A 19876-nucleotide genomic window follows, 5' to 3' on the forward strand; every position below is an offset into this window, starting at 1 on the left:
TGTCTATCCGGCTGCGGGCAATATTGGCGGCGGCGGTTTTATGGTGCTGCACCCCGCGACGGGCGCCGCCGTATTCATAGATTTTCGTGAGCACGCGCCGCTGAAGGCGACGCCGACAATGTATCAGGACGCAAATGGAACTGTCGTGCCGGGTTTATCCGTGCGCGGCTGGAAGTCCATAGGCGTTCCCGGAACGGTCGCGGGGCTTGAACTGGTGCGCCAGCGTTGGGGGCACATGTCGCGTGAGAAGTTGATGGCCCCGGCGATCAAACTGGCGCGTCTCGGGTTTGTTCTCGCCGACGGCGATGTGCAGCTTCTGCATACCAGCACCGACGTGTTCCGCGACGATCTCGCCGCCCGGAATATTTTCCTGCGCCCGGACGGTTCCCCGATGCAGGTGGGCGACCGGCTGGTCCAGATCGAACTGGCCGATACGCTGGACGCCATCGCGAAGGGGGGCACGGACGCCTTCTACAAAGGCTCGATTGCCCGGAAGGTCGTCGACGCGAGCAACGACAATGGCGGCATTTTGCAAATGGACGATTTTGCGAAATATGCGCCGCGAGTGATGCCGCCGCTGACCTGTAGCTACCGCGGTTATGTGATCGAGACGACGCCGCCTCCCAGCGGCGGGGGCGTAGCGCTGTGTGAGATGCTGAACATTCTGTCGGGGTACGACATGCACGCGCTCGGGCTGCATACCGCGCCTTCGGTTCAGCACGAGATCGAGGCGATGCGGCATACCTATTCTGACAGGCGCGACCTTGGCGACCCGGCGTTCGTGCAGAATCCGGTGTCTCACCTTATCGACCCTGCGTACGCAGTCGCGGTGCGGCAAGCAATACCGACAGATGTTGCGATCGATTCCAATACCTTGATCGGCGGTCAGGCCGCTCCGGGTTCAAATGTGGTTCCGACCGCAGAGGGGGCTACGGAGAAGCACGAGACGACGCAGTTCTCCGTGATGGATTCGTCCGGCTTCGCCGTGTCCACGACCTACACGCTGAATGGCTGGTTCGGTTCAGGCGTGATCGCGGGAAACACCGGGTTTTTCCTGAACGACGAAATGGATGATTTCACGGCAAAGCCGGGTTCGCCTAATATGTTTGGCATTGTCGGCGGCGTCGCGAATCAGGTGGAGCCAGGCAAGACGCCTCTGTCTTCGATGGCGCCGACGATCCTCACGCGCGACGGCAAGCCCGTGATGGTGATTGGAAGCCCTGGTGGTTCGCGTATTCCGACCATCATCCTTTCCGTGATTCTAGGCGCTGTCGATTATGGTCTCGACATCCAGCAGGCCATCGACCTGCCGCGCATCCATGAGCAATGGTTGCCGCAGGCGGTGGAGATCGAAAAAGGCGCGCTGTCCGATTCTGTGAAAGAGACGCTCTCCAGAGAAGGTTACGTGTTTCACGAACACGCCGCATGGGGCGTGCCGGAAGGGATTATCGCGGGCGGCCCGACCCTGTCTGGACCCCGCAAGCCCGGTTTCTTCGGCGCGCCCGATCGCCGTCATCCCGGTGGCGCGGCAGTCGGCGAATAGGGTGTAATTAGGGGTGGTCGAGGCTGAAGCCGCGTGATAGAGACCGTCCCCGGAAGGTCGGCGGCGGACGGGTGCCTTGCCAACCCGGTCAGGTCCGGAAGGAAGCAGCCGCAGTGAGTTTCGCCCGGGTCGTCGTTCGGCCTTCCACCGCATCTTCCTCGACATGCTGGCCTGATCCGACGATGTGTCGCCCCGTCGGGGCGTTATCGTGGTCTCCTACGGTTTTCAGGGCCTAACGCCATGTCAGACACCGAAAACGAAGACGACGGCCTGCCGCTTCCCGTGGAAGACGGCTCGGGTTTGTTCGGTGAGCCGGCTCCCGCCGCCCCGGTTTTGGCTGCCGAGCAGCCTGCATCTACGCCCGTCGCTGGCGCAAGTCAGCGCACGGTTCAGGCCGAGCCCTCTCGCTCGGGCGTGTCCTATCGCGTTCTCGCCCGGAAATACCGCCCGACCACGTTCGATGATCTGATCGGGCAGGAAGCGATGGTGCGCACTTTGCGCAACGCTTTCGCTGTTGGGCGCGTCGCCCATGCCTTCATGTTCAACGGCGTGCGCGGCGTAGGCAAGACGACGACGGCGCGAATCGTCGCGCGCGCGCTGAATTGCGTCGGGCCGGATGGTAAGGGCGGTCCGACGGCTGATCCCTGCGGCGTCTGCCCGAACTGCATCGCAATCCTTGGCGACAGGCACCCCGACGTTCTCGAGATGGATGCTGCGTCCCGCACCGGCGTTGATGACGTGCGCGAGATTATCGAAGCGACGCGCTTTCGCCCGATTCAGGGGCGGATGAAGGTCTTCATCATCGACGAGGTTCACATGCTCTCGCGCAACGCGTTCAACGCGTTGCTGAAGACGCTTGAGGAACCGCCGTCGCAGGTGACGTTCATATTCGCGACGACAGAGTTGAGGAAAGTGCCGGTGACGGTGCTTTCACGCTGCCAGCGTTTCGATCTGCGTCGCGTATCGCACGCGGCGTTGACTGAGTTTTTCGGAACCGTCGCCACCCGGGAAGGCGTGCGGATCGAACCGGAGGCGCTGGCCTTGATCGCGCGCGCGGCGGACGGTTCGGTGCGAGACGGGCTGTCTCTGTTGGATCAGGCGATCGCTCAGGGTGCGATCTACGAGGGGGACGCCGACGCGCCGATACCGGCCACTCTGGTCAGCGACATGTTGGGGTTGGCGGACCGGGGGCTTGTCTTCGATCTGTTTGAGGCGGTGATGAAGGGCCGCATCGAGGCTGTGCTTGCGCTGGCGGACGCTGCGTACAGCCGGGGCGGCGATCTCGGCGCACTACTCGGGGATCTTGCTGAACTCACGCACATGGTGACACGCCTAAAAACCGCGCCCGCGTTGCGCGATTCGGGGGAGTTGCCGGAGGCGGAGCGGGTGCGGGGTGCCGTGTTCGCCGATTCGCTGTCGATGGGCGACCTGTCGCGCGCCTGGCAGATTCTGCTCAAGGGGCTGGGTGAGGTCGAGACCGCGTCCCTGCGCCGGGAGGCGGCGGAGATGGTTCTGGTCCGCCTGTGTTACGCGGCGAGCGCGCCTTTGCCGGGCGATTTACTGAAGCGTCTTGAAGCGGCTGCCGGTCCGGCGGGGCAGGGGCGCCAACCCGAAGGGAGCTCTTCCGGCGGAGGCGGGTCTTCTGGGGGGGCGCAGGCTTTTGGCTCGGCGATAGCCGTTGGGCAGCAGTTTGACCCGGCGTCCGCGCCGACGGCTCTGGCGTCGTCAGGCGCCGTTGAGCGAAGCGTCGTTCGTCTGGTGACCAGCGAAGGAATGCTTCAGCCTGCCGAAGAGACACCCGCCGTCGCAGAACCTGAAGTCGCGGAGAGGCCTGCTCCGCGGACATGGCGTGAGTTGGTCGCCTATGTGCGTGATGACGCGACGGAGGCCGTGCTGCATGGCCATCTGTTGCATTCGGCGCATCTGGTGAATTTTGCGCCGCCGTTGGTCGAATTCCGCGTCGATCATCGCGGCCCCCGGGATCTGACGCAGCAGGTCCAGAAATTTCTGCGTGCCCGGCTTGGATCGCATTGGATGGTGCGCCGTTCGGAGGCGGAGGGCGAACCGACGCTGGAAGAGCAGAGTGCGCGCATCATTCAGTTCCAGCGAAAGGACGCCAAGGCGCACCCGCTCGTGCGCGCGATTCTCGACGCGTTTCCGGACGCTGAACTCGGGGAGTTGAAAGATTCCTCGCTCGACGAGTATTACGGCCTGCCTCCCGAGGACGATATTCCCGACGTGGGTTTGCTGGGCGGCGACCAGTTGGAATATCCTTGGGAAGCTGGTTATTCGGGCGACGCGGCCGAAAACTGGATTGATGCAGTCGCCGACGCCGGGCTGGACATGACGCTTGGCGCTTCCGACGACCGCTAGTGAATCTGGCGACGTGCGCCGCCGCCATGACGTGTAAGGATCGATTGACGTGAAAAATCTCGCCAGCCTCATGAAACAGGCCTCCGAAATGCAGGCGAAGATGGAAGCCATGCAGGCGACCCTCGAGAAAACGGTCATCGAAGGCAGCGCGGGCGCGGGCATGGTGTCCGTCACGCTCAGTGGCAAGGGCGACATGCGCGCCATCCGTATTGATCCGAAGCTCGCCGATCCGAACGAAATGGAAATGCTGCAGGATCTGATCCTTGCGGCCTGCGCGGACGCACGGGTGAAACTGGACGCCAAGGCTTCCGAGGAAATGCAGAAGGCGACCGGCGGACTGAACCTGCCGCCGGGGCTGAAGCTGCCGTTCTAAGCCGATAAGGCGTTCCGCATGGCCGGGGGCGTATTGGCGAATGGGGAGATCGGGCGTCTGATCGGGTTGGTGTCGCGCCTGCCCGGCCTGGGGCCGCGTTCCGCGCGACGGATCGTGCTGGCCCTGTTGCGCGACCCCAAAGGACGAATGGTCCCTCTGGCCCGCGCCATGCAGGAAGCCGCGACGTCAGTGCGGACATGCAGTCGCTGCGGAAACCTTGACGGTAAAGATCCCTGTCACATCTGTATGGACCCGTCGCGGCATCAGGACGTCGTCTGCGTGGTCGAGAGTGTGGCCGATCTGTGGGCGCTAGAGCGCGCGGGGACATATCACGGCGTTTATATGGTTCTGGGCGGGGTGTTGTCGGCTCTTTCCGGCGTCGGCCCGGAGGATCTCAATCTGCAGCCGCTGTTGGCGCGTCTCGATGAGGGAACCGTTCGGGAGGTTATTCTCGCCCTGAGCGCGACGGTCGATGGCGCTACGACCATGCACTGGCTGCAGGAACGGTTGAGCGGGTATAGCGTCAGCATCACGCGCGTCGCGCAGGGGGTGCCGGTCGGTGGCGCGCTGGAGGTGCTGGATGACGGCACTTTGGCGGCGGCGTTGAGCGCACGACGCCCAGTCGTCTGATCCGCGCTTCGTTCAATAAATCAAGGAAGCGGCCCAATGAGCGGCACTATGAGCGGTGGCCCCATAGGGGCGCTGATTTCCGAGACTATTCCACGTGCAGCTCTGGTGACGGGCGGGTCGCGACGCCTTGGCCGCGCCATCGCGCTTGCTCTTGCTGAGGCGGGTTTTTCCGTAGCGATCCATCATCGCGGCGATCAGACCGACGCAGCGAAGACCTTGCACGATGTTGAGGCGTTCGGCGTCAGGGGATGCCTGTTGCAGGCCGATCTTGCTTGCGAAGATGAGGTGACGTCGTTGACGTCGCGCGCTGCAGAGGAATTGGGGCCGCTGGGCGTGCTGGTGAACAACGCCTCGACGTTCGACCGGGATGAGTGGGACACCGCAACCCGGGCGAGTTGGGACGCACATATAGAGCCAAATCTGCGTGCGCCCTTCGTGCTTACGCAGGCGTTCGCCGCTGCGATGCCTGCGGATATGTCGGGCATGGTTCTGAACATGCTGGACGAACGAGTCTGGTCTCTGACCCCGCATTTCGTCACTTACACCGTGTCAAAGTCCGCGCTGTGGACGTTGACGCAGACGCTGGCTCTGGCGCTGGCGTCGAAGAACATTCGGGTGAATGCTATAGGTCCGGGGCCTGCGTTGCCGAGCCCACGGCAGACCGAGGCCGAATTCCGGCGACAATGCGCGTCTACGCCGCTGCGGTGCGGGACGTCGCCTGCGGAAGTCGCGCGCGCGGCACTGGCGCTGCTGGCCCTGCCATCCGTTACTGGGCAGATGCTGGCCCTTGATGGAGGTCAACACATGCAGTGGCATCCGGCGCCCACCAACCCTGCGGACGCCGTGACGGAATAGGACGCGCGACATGACGACGACCCTCGCTCCGTGGCCTGCGAATCTCGGGCTGCGGCGCTTGTTTCTCAAGGATATGATTGTCGATGCGCATATCGGCGTTTTTCCCCATGAAGAAGGGGTGTCGCAGAAGGTGCGCATCAACGTGTCGTTCGGTGTGGACGACCGACGCGACCTGGTGGAAGGAGCCGATGACCTGAGCCGTACGGTCTCTTACGAGCATGTTGTGTTGCTGGTGCGACGCATCGTGGCGGAGGGGCATATCCGTCTTGTTGAGACACTCGCCGAACGGATTGCAGCCGGCGTGATGCAGGAAAAACGTGTTCGGGTCGTACGGGTTATGATCGAGAAACTGGAGGTGTTTGCCGAACTGGATTCGGTTGGCGTCGAGATCGAACGCTGGTCTGAAGCGACGGCCTGAGCCGTTCAGCAGGGAGGAATGCGAAGCGCGGTTGCGGCGGGTTCCGGGGGAGAAAAATAGTAGCCTTGGCCTATCCTGCACCCCATGGCGGTGAGCATGTCGCTCTGCTCCTTGGTCTCTATGCCTTCGGCGACTATGGTCAGCGATAGACGTTCTCCAAGAGAAACGATCGTGTCGACGATGGCGTGGCTTGATGCGTCCAGCGTTATGTTTTTTACGAAGGCATGATCTATCTTCAGGCCGTCGAAAGGGTATTCCAGAAGTCTTGAAAAGGATGAGTATCCTTTACCGAAATCGTCCAAGGTGATCGAGATGCCTCGGTCTTTCAGCAGCCTGAGCGCACGCAAAGCGTAAGTCGGGCCTGGTTCGATCAGGCCTTGTTCGGTGACTTCCACGGCGATCGAGCCCGGAGGAAGGTCGAATTCATCCAGTTGCGCCAGAAATGTTTCGGCGAAGTCGTCCCGCATGAATTCCACGGGCGAGGCGTTGATCGAGATAGGGGGAAGGGATCCGCCTCTGGCCAGGCATTGCTTGGCATCCCGAAAGACCCATTTGCGCATCAGAAAAGCCAGCCTGGTGGCGAGGTGATAATCGTGAAATGCCTCGGCTATCGCGGCGGGAGATTTCAGAGCGCCGCCAACCGTGTCCGACCAGCGTAACAGAACTTCGTAGCTGACGGTCCTGCCGGTCAGGAGATCGACCTGACGTTGATAGGCGGGCTGAACCGTATCCTGGTCGACAATATCTCGTGCTACACGCAGGCCATGAAAGACGCGATCCACCGTCTGCGTCATAGGCTGATGAAATAACCTGAAACCACCTCGGCCGTGGGACTTTATTTCCTGCAAGGCAAGGCTGGCGTTTTTTAAAAGGGTTGCAGCCTTTTCATCCTGCTGGCGGTCGGAATCGCTCCGAGATAGTGCGCCACCGATGCTGATGCTGATCTTTATGGCGTGCTCATCCTGAAGAAACGGATGTGCGGCCACAGCCGATAATTTGTCGGCAAGCGCCTTCAGGCTCGCTTCGCCAGCGGCTGCATTGACGGCGATAGCGAATTCATCTCCGCATATGCGGGCGACGAAGGCGGACCCTTGCAATTCGGCTTTCAGGCGATCAGCAAGTTCACGCAGAAGGAGGTCGCTAGCTTCGTGACCGAATAGATGATTGATCTGCTTGAAATAATCGAGATCGATGACCAGCAGGCCGATTTGGTCGTCGGGGCAGCTTCGCCCTTTCAGCATGCGCTGAAGTGTGCGCAGAAAATTTTTGCGGTTGGGAAGACCTGTCAGCGCGTCATGAGCAGCGCTGATTTTCAGCTTCTTTTCGACCTCCCGCAGGGCCGTGACATTGCGTGATACGCACAGAACAGCGTTCACGCCGCCGTCGAGGCTGATGACGGGGGTAAGAACGTTTTCCCAGTGCTCTACGCCGCGCCCGGGAAGCGCACTCTTGACGGTAAAACGCGCTCTTCTGCCTGTTGTGGCTGCTTGCAACGCCCGGCGTCCCCGCCCGCGAATCTCTCTAGGCAGCAAATCGAGCCAATGCTGGCCAACAAAACTTTCCCCTTTTTCCACGCCGAAGGCTCTTTGGCCGGAAAGATTGAGATGACGCAGGGTGCCGTCGCATTCGATGATCTTGATACAGTCGACGCTCGCGTCAAGCACATGATGCAGGGCTTCTGAGTGGGCCCCGAACGTTTTCCCGGCCGCCGTCACTGCAGGCTTCAGGTCACACGGAAGCTCGACAGCCTTATCAAGCCATTGGGTCATGATTCTGCGTTTTCCGGTGAAAAAAGCCGCTGACGGCGAAGTGGGGGGTAAGGGGGCCGAATACGAATATCGGCGCATGCGCGCTTACAGTGTCTTCGGTTGGTCGCTATATCGCGTCGGAGGCTCGTTCGAGCCGCCGTGCCTCTTGGTATCTTGTGACGTTCAGGATGTCACACGTTTGGTTATGGAACCGATTGAGAACCACCATCAAGTTCTGTTATTTTTGTATTGCTCAGAAGATGCGTGGCAAAAAATTATACAGCGTCTCGCGTAAGTCGACGACAGCTTTCGCATTACGTCAAGTGAAAACAGCTTAGACGCATTCAATATGGCGATAATTCGGCGCAACTAATGCAGATCGATGGTTTTTCACGGCTTCGCCAGGATCGGGGTGGATTCCCGCGAAAATCCTACGCCGTAGACCGCATAAGCTTCTGACAGGGGTGTTCTTGCGGGATAATCATAGTGTTATCGCAATACGTCGTTGCACGCGGATGCACGAAACACATAGTGCTTTACGAGGAGAAATACGGCACGTACAAAAAACGCGCCATCCGGCGAGGAACGGCGCGGAGATATGTAGCCGTACGCCACGGCGCTGCGTCCAACTGGTGGTCGGATCGCAGCATCGCGTGTCGAATACGGTTCTTACGAGTCGTGTTCGTCCTGTTCCGGATTGACGTCTATATCGTTGCCGATATCGTCGGCGTCGTCATCGAGATCCTCGCTGTCTTCGATCACGCCGTCGTCTTCCGCATCGTCATCGGTGTCGAGATCGATATCGTCGCCAGCCTCGTCATCTTTCGCGATCGGCTTCACCGGAGCGCTGGGGACGCCGTCATTGGCGCGACGCAGGCGCGGCGCTTCGAACGGCTGTTCCGCGCCGCATTTCGGGCAGACTGCGGGGCTCGCATTGAGGTCGTAGAAACGCGTGCCGCACGACACGCAAACGCGTTTTGTTCCGAGTTCGGGCTGAGCCATCGTGAGCCTGTGGATCCTACTGTGGTGTGGATACTGAGCGAAGCACCCGCCCTTACGTTGTGTCGACGGGGGGTATCGATCCGACTTAGGGCGCTGGCAAATGCCAGCTTGCGGGCTCCATGTCAAATAAACCGTGCATTGCGGCGGGCTGAATTGCCTGAAGTTTTGCCCGAAGGAGGACTGAGCGGGGAGAATGCGCATCGGCCAGCCGGGCGCAACACGTTATCGCATGGACTTGGCCAACGTCGGCAATTAGAGACCGGCGAGGCGACGTTGTGCCGCCATCGAATCGGTTGAGGAGACAGAAAAGCCATGCTGAGACAGCCGTTCGTCGTCGCCGTCGATGGGCCTGCCGCCGCAGGGAAAGGCACGTTGGCCAAAAGATTGGCCGATGAAATCGGCCTGCCGTACCTCGACACAGGCTTGTTGTATCGCGCCGTGGCGCGGCGGATGCTCGACGTGTCTGAGGACCCGGCGCATACGTCCGGTCTTGAGCAGGCGGAGGGATTGTCGCCCGAGGACCTGCTTAGGGGCGACTTGAGAGTTCCGGAGGTTGACCGTGCGGCCAGCCTTGTGGCGCGCCAGCCGGAGGTGCGGCATGCGCTGGTGGGCGTCCAGCGCCGCTTCGCTGACGAACGTGGCGCAGTGCTTGATGGCCGCGACATCGGCACAGTCATCTTTCCCGACGCGTTGGTGAAGCTGTACGTGACGGCCTCGCCTGCGGCGCGCGCCTTGCGCCGCTATCTGCAGACCGGCGGCGATACGACGCGCCCGGGATGGGAGGAGGAACTCCGCGAGATCGAGACGTCAATTCGCGCGCGCGACGAGGCTGATTCCGCGCGCGAGACGGCGCCCCTGCGTATCGCGGAGGACGCTGTAATGATCGTCACCGATGATATGGATGCGAATGCTGTCCTCGCGGAGGCCATACGGATCGTCAAGGACCGTCTGGCCGCAGCGGATTGAACGCGGCGGTTAAAATTCCTCGTAAGTCGTGACCGAGAAATTCCGCAGTATATGCGGTCCGAACGACGTAGAGATTGCGACGTCGGATGCGTCCCGACCGCGCGCAATGACGATACGTCCGATGCGCGGCTCGTTGTGGCGGGCGTCAAACGTGTACCAGCCCCCGTCCAGCCAGACTTCGAACCACGCGGAAAAATCCATCGGATCTGGAAGTTGCGGCACGCCGATGTCCCCGAGATATCCGGTGCAGTAGCGCGCGGGGATGTTCATGCATCGGCATAGAGTCACCGCAAGATGTGCGAAGTCCCGGCAAACTCCGACGCGCTCATTCCACGCGTCGTAGGCGGAGCGGGTGTTGCGAGCCAGTCCGTAATTGAACTTGAGGTGGTTGTGCACATAGTCGACGATCGCCTGCACGCGAGCCCCGCCCATGGGCGTGTGACCGAAGAGGGACCATGCCAACCCGGACATAAGATCGGTTTCGCAGTAGCGGCTGCCAAGCAGAAAGACGAGCACGTCGGGCGGCAGATCCTGCACCGGCGTCTGCCACGCGTCGACCGCCTGCCTCTCATGGCGTCCGCTATCTGAGACGGTGAATTCAGCCCACGTGCGCATGACGCCTGCGGGCGCAAGAAGCCGCGTGCAACGGTTGCCAAAACCATCGACATACCGTTGCGCTGGAACCTGCGGTTCGAAGTAAGCTCGCTGAGGCGTGACCAGGTCGGTTTCGCGTTCAGGGCGAATGTCGAGCATCAGGACGACGGGCGTGGGCGCAGGGAATTCAATCGAAATATCGTAACCGGCGCGAATCCGCATTTGGGCCTGCCTTTTTCTGATGACGCAGGCCGACGGGTAAGCGGGCTGCGGCGCGTCACGTGTTGGACGCCGTGCGGTCCGTTTCGAATCGCCAGTTTCGCGCTATGGTATGGTCATAACACTGTCGGACACAATTGGTTCGATTCCAGATTGGTTTGGATGACTGGCAAACGATGACGCGTCTTTATAACCCTTTGACGGCGCCTGACGCAGCAGATGTGAACGATCATGCGCCCAAGCCGGGCGGATTGCTGGGCGGGCAAGACCCCGCGCCTGTGGCCGTTCATGGGGGGGCGGACGCCCGGTCGCCATTCCTGCTTGTCAGCGATCACGCCGGGCAAGCAATTCCGGGCGACCTGGATGACCTTGGTGTGACGGAAGCGGATCGCCGTCGTCACATCGGCTGGGACATCGGTATTGATGGCGTCGGGCGGAAACTGGCGCGGATTCTGGGTTCGCTCCTGATTGAGCAGGTTTATTCGCGGCTTGTGATCGACTGCAATCGTGCGCCGGGTCACCCGACGGCCATCGTTTCGATCAGCGACGGCACTGAGGTTCCTGCCAATATCGGGCTGTCGGCGGCGGACGCCTCCCTGCGTACGGCGGAGATATTCGATCCCTATCACGCCCGGATCGGGGCGGAACTGGACAGGCGCAGCGCGGTGGGGCTCGAGACCTTTCTGATCGCGCTGCACAGCTTTACTCCGAAAATGGGCGGTGTGGAGCGTCCCTGGCAGGCTGGCGTGCTGCACAATCACGATCCCCGTTTCGGTCGCATAGTGCTCGACGCGTTGCGGGCTGACGGGCTGACGGTCGGCGACAACGAGCCTTACGTTCTGACCGACACCAGCGACTATACGGTGCCGATGCACGGGGAGAAGCGAGGAGTTCCACATATCGAACTGGAAATTCGTCAGGACCTGATCGAGAGCGAGGCAGGGCAGGGCGAATGGGCGGAAAGGCTCGCGCGTATTCTGCCCGCCGCACGTGCACGCTACCACGCGCAATATGGAGCCCATGCGTGATCGGGCGCATTACTGGCGCGGCCAGACTGGCGGGCGTGATCGGACGTCCGGTCAGTCACTCGCTTTCGCCAATCCTGCATAACTACTGGCTGGCGCGCCTCGGGATAGACGGCGCCTATGTGCCTTTGCCTGTCGCAGCCGGTCGCTTTGCGGACGCGGTGCGCGGCATGCAGGCGGCTGGATTCCGGGGCGCCAACGTCACCATTCCGTACAAGGAAGAGGCGTTCGCTCTGGCGGACAGTCTCGATCCGCTCGCGCGGGTTGCGGGGTCGGTGAATACGCTGGTTTTCCGCGATGACGGCGGCGTGCATGGCGCATCGACCGACGGTTTCGGGTTTCTGGCTTCCCTTGAGGACGCAGGTGTCGATGTAACGACGTTGCCCGCAAGAGGTCCGGCGCTGCTGCTGGGCGCGGGCGGCGCTGCGCGTTCTGTCGCCCTCGCGTTGCTGGAGCGTGGGGTTGCGGTGTTTGTCTCCAACCGAACGGACGAACGGGCCCGGGCTCTGGTCGAGGAACTTGGTGCGACGTGGAGGGAGCACGTCGGCGCGGCGTGTCCTGAACTGTCCGTGATGCCATGGGATGCGTGGCAGTCTGAGTTGAACGGTTTTTCCCTTCTTGTGAACTCTACATCCCTTGGCATGCATGGGGGGCCGGATGAGGCGTTCGCGCCTGATCTCGGAGCGGCGGGCGACGATCTGGCCGTGTCGGACATCGTCTATGTTCCGCTTGAAACCGGGCTGCTCCGTGCGGCGCGGGCTAGAGGTCTTCGCGGAGTGGGCGGCCTCGGCATGTTGCTGCATCAGGCGCGGCCCGGCTTTCGCGCGTGGTTCGGCGCGGAGGCGACGGTCGACGCCGCCACGTTGGCCCATGTCATGGCCGCGCTGAAGCGTTGAAGCGACGCGACCAGACGTCCGGGTGAGGAAGCGTTCATGAAGATCATCGGCCTGACCGGCGGAATGGGCATGGGGAAAACCACGGTCGCCGGGATGTTTCGTAGAGCCGGGTTCCCCGTGTTCGATTCGGACCGGGAGGTGCATCGTTTGCAGGGACCCGGTGGGCGGGCTGTCGGCGCCATAGCGCGGCTGGTCCCCAATGCGCTTCGCCCCGGAGCGCCGGGCGGAAAGGGAGACTCCATCGATCGGTCGGCGCTCAGGCGGGCGGTCATCGGCGATGGCTCCCTGATCGCGAAGCTGGAGGCGATCCTTCACCCCATGGTTTTCGCCTCCAGAAAAAAATTCCTCGGGGCGTGCAGGCGGGCGCGCTTTCCGTGGGTCGTGATTGATGTGCCGCTGCTGTTCGAGACTGGCGCTGATCGCGCCTGTGACGTGACGGTCGTGGTGTCTGCCCCCCGCACGACGCAGATCCGCCGGATTGCGCGCAGGCGCGGTATGAGCCTTGCGGATGCTGAGCGTCTGATTGCCCGCCAGATGCCGGATCGCGAGAAACGGCGTCGGGCTGACAGGGTGATACGAAGCGGCCTTTCAAAGACGGACACGGCGCTGCAGGTAAGGCGTCTGGTCAGGGAGTTATGTGGATGAAGCGGGCGGTTCTCTTCGATACTGAAACCACCGGGCTGGAGCCCCTTAAGGGTGATCGGGTGATCGAAATCGCGGCTCTGGAGCTGGTGGGTGACTTGCCGACCGGGCGCCAGTTTCACGTGCTTATAGATCCGGAACGGGATGTCCCTGCCGAGGCGACGCGTGTCCACGGATTTTCACGCGCGGATCTGGATGGAAAGCCTAAATTCGCCGAAGTGTTTGAGGAATTTCTCGAATTTATCGCTGGTGACGACCTGATCGCGCATAACGCGCGCTTCGACTTCGGCTTCCTCAACGCGGAACTGGCCCGTGTCGATCGCCCGCCGCTTGCGGAGACGCGGATGATTGACACGCTCGATCTCGCACGTGAGCGCTTCCCCGGCATGCCCAACAGCCTCGATGCGTTGTGCCGTCGCTACAACATCGACCTTTCAGCTCGAACCACCCATAACGCGCTGCTCGACTGCCAACTGCTGGCTGACGTTTACGTCGAGCTTATGGGAGGACGGCAGCACGGGCTCGGCCTTGGCGTGGAGAGCGGCGAAGCGCCATCTGCGCGCTATGTAGGCCCCGAGTCGCGGCGTCCGGTTTTGGTTCAGCCAGATGCGGAAGTTCTGGCTGCACATGACGCTTTCGTCACCTCCATGCCTGAACCGGTATGGAAGACGTAGCGGCGCCCACGAATTCTGTACTGCGATAATCGGGGACCTAATGCCGATGTATGCGCGCTGCGCTGAACTCGCGGCGCTTTTTTTTCATTCGTTCGCCATTCGCCACGCCGTGCGTTTATGCATTCAGGCAAGAAAAACAGAAGAGAAGGGCGAATTAATGCTGCGAGCGATGTTGGCGGGGGTATGTCTGGCGGGCGCGATCATGGCTTCGACGCCTGCGCGTGCAGACGTGACAGCAGGCGGGGTCACCTTCCCGGATACGTTTAACGTTTACGGCAAGACGCTGCATCTGAATGGCGTAGGCGTACGTGTATTCTATCATTTGGTCGATGGCTACGCGACGGCGCTTTACCTGCCGGAGGTCGCCCGCACTACCGAAGCCATCGAAAGCGCGCCGAACCCGAAGGTGATCTATTCCGTCTTTCTGCACGGCGCGTCGGCCGAACGCATGCGATCCGAATATGATACGATTCACACAGCTTTCTGCGCCAAAGAGACGTGCCATCCCGAGCAGGAAGAAAGCTACAAGAAGTTTCTCGGTTACCTGACTGCCGCTGACTCCCATGCAACGCAGACGATCGTCATCGACGATACGGGAGTCCTGCTGCTTCGTAATAATGTTCGGATCGGCAACGTAAACGACCCGCTGTTTGGGCAGGCGCTGATCAAGTCTCTGGTCGGACCAGCGTCGCCGACCGAAAGCTATCGCAACGCGATCATCGGCGGGGGTTGAACTTCCGCGCGCATCTTCTGCTGATGTGATCCTCCGGCCCTGCTTCTCCCCGTCAGTCTGTCCGACCGGACGGGGAGTCAGGCGGCGAGGGTAACGATAGCGGCAAGGCCATGGGGCGAGCGGTTGCGTAGGACAATGTCGCCGCCTTGGCCGCGTACGATAGTCCGGGCTATTGACAGTCCCAGTCCAGTTCCGCCGGTTTCGCGATTGCGGCTTTCTTCGGCGCGGACGAAGGGTTCGAACATGCGTTCAAGCTCGCATTCCGGCAGCCCCGGCCCGTCATCCTCGATCCTGACGACGATTTCTCCGTCCGGCTTCTTGCCCAGCATCACGCGCGCACCGCCGCCATACGCGATCGCATTGCCGATCAGGTTCGTCAGCGCCCGCTTCAAAGAGAGGGGTCTGGCTCTGATGATAATCGGTGGCGGATCTCCGACAAGTTCTATCTTGTCGGAAATGTCGAGGTGCGCTTCGGTAAAGTCGTCGACGATGGTTTGGGCAAGGGCGGTGAGGTTGAGCGACGACACCGGTTCATGACTTGAACTGTCGCGGCCGAAGGCGAGCGTCGCCTCGACCATGGCGGAAAGCTCGTTCAGGTCGGCGAGAAATTTCTGACGCATTTCATCGTCGTCGATGAACTCTGCCCTCAGTTTCAGGCGAGTGATTGGCGTGCGCAGATCATGTCCGATCGCGGTGAGCAGAAGCGTCCTGTCGGATACGAAACGCCGGATGCGCGCAGCCATGGCGTTGAAGGCGGCCGCGGCGCGAGCGATCTCCAGCGGGCCGTTCTCTGGCAGCGGCGGCCCGCTGTCGTCCGGCGCCAGCGCTTCCGCCGCAGCCGCCAAGGTGCCCACCGGTGCGATCAATCGTCGCACGCCCCACACGATCAGCAACCCGCCGGCGGCAGTCATCAGGCCGAAGGCGAGAGGAAACAGGGGTGAACTGAAAGGGGTCGCCACTGGAATGCGGAACCGGGCAATCAGCCATCGTGTGTCGTCGGGAAGTTGGAACGCCAATCCGCGCGCACGCCCCGAGGGATTACCTAACGCCATGATGTGCTGTGGCCGCCAGCGCAGGGGGATGCCCAGAGCGCGCCGGGGAGCGGGGCGAGACGAATCGATATCGGGGCGGATTCCGCCGGGATCGCCGAACGAGGAACCTTCGACCTGAGGCATGTGGGGTGGGGGGCCGTTACGGGAAAACGGCCCGTTGGGGTCATCTGGCCCGTGGAAGGGATGGAAGGCCGGGTCCATCTCCATGGGAGGCGGAGGCCGGGCCATATCGTCGCCCGGTCGTCCGTCCGGGGTTCGCCGTGGCCCCAGCGGCTCTTCGCCGAGCATGAAAAGCACGCCCTGCGACTCACGGGTCGTGATCTCGCGGGACATATCCGCGTCCGGCTGGCTGGCGAGACGTATCTGGAGCATGTCGGAAGCCAGACGGTCGACGATGGCGCTTCGGTCATCGGGCTCAGCTTCGGCCACGGTTCTGTAGACCATGACCGTCCTGGCGATCGCCTGATGCTCGGCCAGACGTTCGTCGAAGGCTATGCGGTCGAGTGTCTCAATCGTCAGACCCACGATCTCGATGACCGCGAGACCGACGATAAGCAGCAGGCTGGTCCGCGCGGCGAGGGATGACGGCAAGAAGGGCAACTTGAACGATTTAGGGGTCATGCCGGTTTGAAATCCGGACGCAGGGCAGTCCACCGAAGTGGCTGACCCCACGTCGTTCGAGGCGGGAGCGACGTCCGTTGGCGGAGTTTCAGATGCGTTCGACGTCTGTCGCGAGGACGTAACCGCCGCCACGGACCGTTTTAATCAACTGCGCGTTCCGGCCGTCGTCCTCAAGCTTCCGGCGCAGACGGCTGACGGCGACGTCGATGGCGCGGTCGAATGGGCCAGCCTGACGGCCGCGCAACAGGTCGAGCAGCATATCACGGGTCAACACGCGGTTGGCGCGTTCCAGCAGCGCCAGCAACAGATCGTATTCGCCCCCCGTGAGCGGCACTTCCGCGCCGTCGGGGTTTAGCAGGCGGCGACGGGGGATCTCGAGGGTCCATCCAGCGAAATTGATCTGCCGCACCTCGCCGGAGCCCTGCTCCTGCGTCTCCGAGGCGCGCCGCAGCACGGCGCGGATCCGTGCGAGCAGTTCGCGCGGATTGAAGGGCTTGGGGACGTAATCGTCTGCGCCGAGTTCGAGGCCGATGATCCGATCCGTCTCGTCGCCCATCGCTGTCAGCATGATAATGGGAACGTTCGCCTGCGAACGCAGCCACCGTGCGATATCCAGACCGGATTCGCCCGGAAGCATCAGGTCGAGCACCACCATCTGGTAATGCCCGCTGTTCCACGCCCTACGGGCCTCACGGCCATCGCGGGCGGCTGTGACCCGCATCTGATTGCGCTCGAGGAATCTCGACAGCAAATCACGAATTTCACGATCATCATCTACGACAAGGATATGTGGCGACTGTTCCATGCTCCAAGTATAGGCGAAGTTACCGAGCAAAGGCAGATGGTGTTTCACTATGTTGCACTTATACATCCAGATACATCAAACGTGTGGACTTGGTCGTTTCTCCGACTGTGGCGCCTGTTTTGAGAACGGGCTCGTAGGACCGAAAACGTTGTTCGACGTGACAGACCGGGGTCGTTCATGCTGTTGACTGGGTATGAGAAGCGCATCGCGGGAGACACGCGTGAAATATGACGCCGGGCGCATGCCCGACACCTTGACGGCGGTCGCGCGCGCCGCGCTTCTCGGGAGCGCGCTGGGGTTTGCGCAACTCGTCGCTTGCGGCGCAGCACGCGCTGACGAGCGACCCACGTCGCAAACGCCGTCCAGCGGCACGGGAGCGTCGACCGAAACTACCACACCGAGCGCTACGGCGCATGTGGCTTCGTCAGGATCCACGTCGCCTGCTCCAGAGTCCCCGGCCACCGCGACGCCCGCTCCGGCTCCTTTGCCCGCGGCGCCCTCGACCGCCGCAGTTTCTCCTGCACCTGGTGCCTCTTCCGCTGTTGCGGCGCAACCTGCGCGGGACATCGCGACAGGGGATGACCCGGAGCAGCATCGCGATATACCGCCTCAGCCAACCTTGGCGGTTTCGAATGGTGGCGCCGGAAGTCAGGCCCCTGCCGTCGAGCTTGCTCAACTTCGACTGGGCAGGCTGATCGATAGAGAGTTGAGGGGGGCCGATCACAGTCAACTCGGCCGGATTGTCGACGTTCTTGTGGGAACGGATGGCAAGGTGGCGGCTGTGGTGGCGGATATTGGCGGGTTTATGGGCGTTGGGAACCGGCGTGTCGCGATTGCGTGGTCGCTTCTCGCTCTGGATCACGCGGACCCGAAAGGCGCTGTCGTCGCAATGGCGTCCTCTTCGGCGGTCAGATCCGCGCCGGAGTTCAATCCTGACGCCGAACAGGTTCAGGTTGTGAACGGCCCGCGCGTCGCGCCGGCTCAAGACTCTACGTCAGCCCCTGATGGTCATGACGGAGATGCAAAAAAGGCTGCTGAGCATCAGGGACCGGTTGTCGATGTATCGCTAGCGCCGGTGGCGTCTGCGCCGGCGGGCTCCACGCCAGCAACGGGGGCGAGTGCTCCTCCGACTGCTACTTCTGTCGTTCAGCCGGAACAGCCTTCAGCAGGAACGCCAGCAACCTCTTCCAGCGGCGACGCGTCTGGATCTGGCGGGCCGTCGCCTTCGGAGGGCGCGCGGGACAACGCGACGAGACGCGGCGGCTCTCCGCACGCGAACGCGAAGTAGGTTCTGCGTGTGCGATAAGGGCTGGTACGCCGCCAGGATCACTTTTACGACGTCTGTCTTCTCCTGGAGTTCGGAGAGGCGCGCCCCGTGCTGAAGAGGCTGCCTCTCAACAGCGCCTGGGGGTTGGACGGCGTCAGTTTTTTCGTCGCCAATCTTCAGGCGGCGTTCGGGCCCTTCGTCTCGGTGTACCTGACGGGCGAGCACTGGACGCAGGGCGAAATTGGCGTTGCGCTTAGTATTGGCACGATCACCGCGATGGTCAGTCAGGTGCCTGCGGGCGCGCTGGTGGATTCACTCGTCAACAAGCAGCGTGTGGCGACGTGGTCGATCGCCGCCATCATCGCTTCCTGTCTGATTATGGCTCTGGCGCCGCTACGGCTTCCGGTCGCGGTGGCTGAGGTTCTGCATGGGCTGGCCAGTTGCACGCTGAACCCGGCCATCAGCGCGATCACGCTCGGCGTCGTGGCCACATATATAGCGAAAAATCCCGACAAGGCGATGGGTGCTCTCGGGGCGCGGTTTGGCCGCAACGCCAGTTTCGCCGCCGTCGGCAACGCCTTGTCCGCCGGGCTGATGGGGGCGGCCGGTTATTTCGTGTCGGCGCGGGCAACGTTCTTTCTGGGCGCTGCGATGGCTGCTCCGGGCATTCTGGCGCTCCGCATGATCGAGCCGCCCCGGATCGCTCCGTCCGAGAACGTTGCGGCGCTCGCGGAAGGCGAGCCGCCGCAACGCGCACGTGGCGCGTCGTTGATGAAGCTGCTGCGGGAACCCGGTTTGTTCGCTTTCGCGCTGTGTGTCGTTTTTTTTCATCTGTCCAGCGCGGCCATGCTGTCGCTGGCGGCAGGGCAAGTGACGCAGCAGGCCGGGCGTTCTGCGGAACTCGTGATCGCAGCGTGTATTCTGGCGCCGCAGTTGCTGGGTGCGGCGCTGTCGCCATGGATCGGCCGCTGGGCTGAAACTATTGGCAGACGTCCGATCATGGTCGTCACTTTTGCTGCGTTGCCCCTGCGTGGTGCGCTATTGAGCATCACCACAAATCCTTGGGCAGTCGTGCCCATCCAGATGCTCGACGGTATCAGTTCGGCCGCGTTCGGGGTGATGTTGCCGCTGGTCGCCGCCGATCTGACTCGCAGGAGCGGTCACTTCAACCTCTGTATGGGATTGCTCGGGTTGGCCATGGGGCTGGGGGCGAGTTTCAGCACGACCCTTGCTGGGCTTGTGGCGGATCGTTCCTTGCCGGAAGCTTTCCTTTTGCTCGCCGGGGCCGGCTTCGTCTGTGTGCTTCTTGCTGCTCTGCTGATGGGCGAGACAAAGTTAAAGACATCCGAAAAGGATGCGGATGTGTCCGATCAACAAGGCGGGCGGGTTTCAGAATCACTCTGACGCCAGCCTTTGTTGTCCTGCGTTCGTGTCCGTGGC

Annotated in this window: 19 protein-coding genes and 1 other RNA gene; 15 read left to right on the plus strand and 5 right to left on the minus strand. The window is 62.1% G+C overall.

All coding sequences use genetic code 11. From position 1 onward, the window contains the following. The 7 genes from ggt to folB form a co-directional block, all read left to right on the plus strand. On the plus strand, positions 1 to 1543 hold a 1543-nt coding region (ggt, locus tag HK28_RS11425), incomplete at its 5' end, for a gamma-glutamyltransferase (protein WP_143217413.1). Positions 1544 to 1594: 51 nt separating this feature from the next. Then, an RNA gene (gene ffs, locus HK28_RS11430) (signal recognition particle sRNA small type) lies at positions 1595 to 1692 on the plus strand. A 91-nt stretch (positions 1693 to 1783) separates the two neighbouring features. Continuing rightward, positions 1784 to 3916 carry a DNA polymerase III subunit gamma/tau gene (locus HK28_RS11435; RefSeq protein ID WP_086644693.1) on the plus strand — a complete coding sequence of 711 codons (2133 nt, stop codon included), beginning with the start codon at positions 1784 to 1786 and terminating at the stop codon, positions 3914 to 3916. A gap of 49 nt (positions 3917 to 3965) precedes the next feature. Next, entirely contained in the window at positions 3966 to 4289 is a 324-nt protein-coding gene (locus HK28_RS11440; protein ID WP_026399346.1) for a YbaB/EbfC family nucleoid-associated protein, read from the plus strand. 18 nt (positions 4290 to 4307) lie between these two features. Beyond that, complete coding sequence (gene recR, locus HK28_RS11445; protein ID WP_198945869.1) at positions 4308 to 4919, plus strand: recombination mediator RecR; 612 nt, start codon at positions 4308 to 4310, stop codon at positions 4917 to 4919. Between the two features lie 36 nt (positions 4920 to 4955). Continuing rightward, complete coding sequence (locus tag HK28_RS11450) at positions 4956 to 5774, plus strand: SDR family oxidoreductase (protein ID WP_233140505.1); 819 nt, start codon at positions 4956 to 4958, stop codon at positions 5772 to 5774. A 10-nt stretch (positions 5775 to 5784) separates the two neighbouring features. Next, positions 5785 to 6192 carry a dihydroneopterin aldolase gene (gene folB, locus HK28_RS11455; protein WP_086644694.1) on the plus strand — a complete coding sequence of 136 codons (408 nt, stop codon included), beginning with the start codon at positions 5785 to 5787 and terminating at the stop codon, positions 6190 to 6192. A 5-nt stretch (positions 6193 to 6197) separates the two neighbouring features. Here the strand turns inward: folB and HK28_RS11460 are convergent, their stop codons facing one another. Together HK28_RS11460 and HK28_RS11465 are read right to left on the minus strand one after the other, a co-directional pair. After that, positions 6198 to 7961: a bifunctional diguanylate cyclase/phosphodiesterase gene (locus HK28_RS11460; RefSeq protein WP_158093459.1), complete on the minus strand. Its 1764-nt coding sequence runs from the start codon at positions 7959 to 7961 to the stop codon at positions 6198 to 6200. Positions 7962 to 8609: 648 nt separating this feature from the next. Next, on the minus strand, positions 8610 to 8942 hold the full coding sequence (locus HK28_RS11465) for a TIGR02300 family protein (RefSeq protein WP_026399350.1): 333 nt from the start codon (positions 8940 to 8942) through the stop codon (positions 8610 to 8612). A gap of 312 nt (positions 8943 to 9254) precedes the next feature. On the opposite strand from HK28_RS11465, the gene cmk reads away from it, so the two are divergent. Further along, positions 9255 to 9908, plus strand: coding sequence for a (d)CMP kinase (cmk, locus tag HK28_RS11470; protein WP_086644696.1), 654 nt, complete (start codon positions 9255 to 9257; stop codon positions 9906 to 9908). Between the two features lie 9 nt (positions 9909 to 9917). Here the strand turns inward: cmk and HK28_RS11475 are convergent, their stop codons facing one another. Beyond that, entirely contained in the window at positions 9918 to 10724 is an 807-nt protein-coding gene (locus tag HK28_RS11475) for a transglutaminase family protein (RefSeq protein ID WP_026399352.1), read from the minus strand. Positions 10725 to 10897: 173 nt separating this feature from the next. On the opposite strand from HK28_RS11475, the gene HK28_RS11480 reads away from it, so the two are divergent. The 5 genes from HK28_RS11480 (at position 10898) to HK28_RS11500 (ending at position 14691) form a co-directional block, all read left to right on the plus strand. Then, positions 10898 to 11749, plus strand: a complete 852-nt coding sequence (locus HK28_RS11480; RefSeq protein ID WP_086644697.1) for an N-formylglutamate amidohydrolase — start codon at positions 10898 to 10900, stop codon at positions 11747 to 11749. After that, positions 11749 to 12642 (plus strand): shikimate dehydrogenase, encoded by an 894-nt coding sequence (locus HK28_RS11485; protein ID WP_233140509.1) that lies wholly within the window; start codon positions 11749 to 11751, stop codon positions 12640 to 12642. Before HK28_RS11480 ends, HK28_RS11485 begins: the two co-directional genes overlap by 1 nt. Before the next feature lie 36 nt (positions 12643 to 12678). Then, complete coding sequence (gene coaE, locus HK28_RS11490; protein WP_086644699.1) at positions 12679 to 13287, plus strand: dephospho-CoA kinase; 609 nt, start codon at positions 12679 to 12681, stop codon at positions 13285 to 13287. Beyond that, positions 13284 to 13958 (plus strand): DNA polymerase III subunit epsilon, encoded by a 675-nt coding sequence (dnaQ, locus tag HK28_RS11495; protein ID WP_086644700.1) that lies wholly within the window; start codon positions 13284 to 13286, stop codon positions 13956 to 13958. The genes coaE and dnaQ overlap by 4 nt, the downstream gene beginning before the upstream one ends. Before the next feature lie 157 nt (positions 13959 to 14115). Next, positions 14116 to 14691, plus strand: a complete 576-nt coding sequence (locus HK28_RS11500) for a chalcone isomerase family protein (RefSeq protein ID WP_158093460.1) — start codon at positions 14116 to 14118, stop codon at positions 14689 to 14691. A 77-nt stretch (positions 14692 to 14768) separates the two neighbouring features. On the opposite strand, the gene HK28_RS11505 is transcribed toward HK28_RS11500, so the two are convergent. Then, on the minus strand, positions 14769 to 16364 hold the full coding sequence (locus tag HK28_RS11505; protein ID WP_086644736.1) for a cell wall metabolism sensor histidine kinase WalK: 1596 nt from the start codon (positions 16362 to 16364) through the stop codon (positions 14769 to 14771). 88 nt (positions 16365 to 16452) lie between these two features. Next, entirely contained in the window at positions 16453 to 17169 is a 717-nt protein-coding gene (locus HK28_RS11510) for a response regulator (protein ID WP_026399359.1), read from the minus strand. Between the two features lie 220 nt (positions 17170 to 17389). Here HK28_RS11510 and HK28_RS11515 point away from each other — a divergent pair, with 220 nt between their 5' ends. Together HK28_RS11515 and HK28_RS11520 are read left to right on the plus strand one after the other, a co-directional pair. Further along, positions 17390 to 18457, plus strand: coding sequence for a PRC-barrel domain-containing protein (locus tag HK28_RS11515; RefSeq protein WP_158093461.1), 1068 nt, complete (start codon positions 17390 to 17392; stop codon positions 18455 to 18457). 87 nt (positions 18458 to 18544) lie between these two features. Beyond that, entirely contained in the window at positions 18545 to 19840 is a 1296-nt protein-coding gene (locus tag HK28_RS11520; RefSeq protein ID WP_233140506.1) for an MFS transporter, read from the plus strand. The last annotated feature ends 36 nt before the right edge of the window (positions 19841 to 19876 follow it).

The sequence above is a fragment of the Acetobacter sp. DsW_063 genome, assembly GCF_002153745.1.
In the GTDB taxonomy this organism is placed as follows: Bacteria; Pseudomonadota; Alphaproteobacteria; order Acetobacterales; family Acetobacteraceae; genus Acetobacter.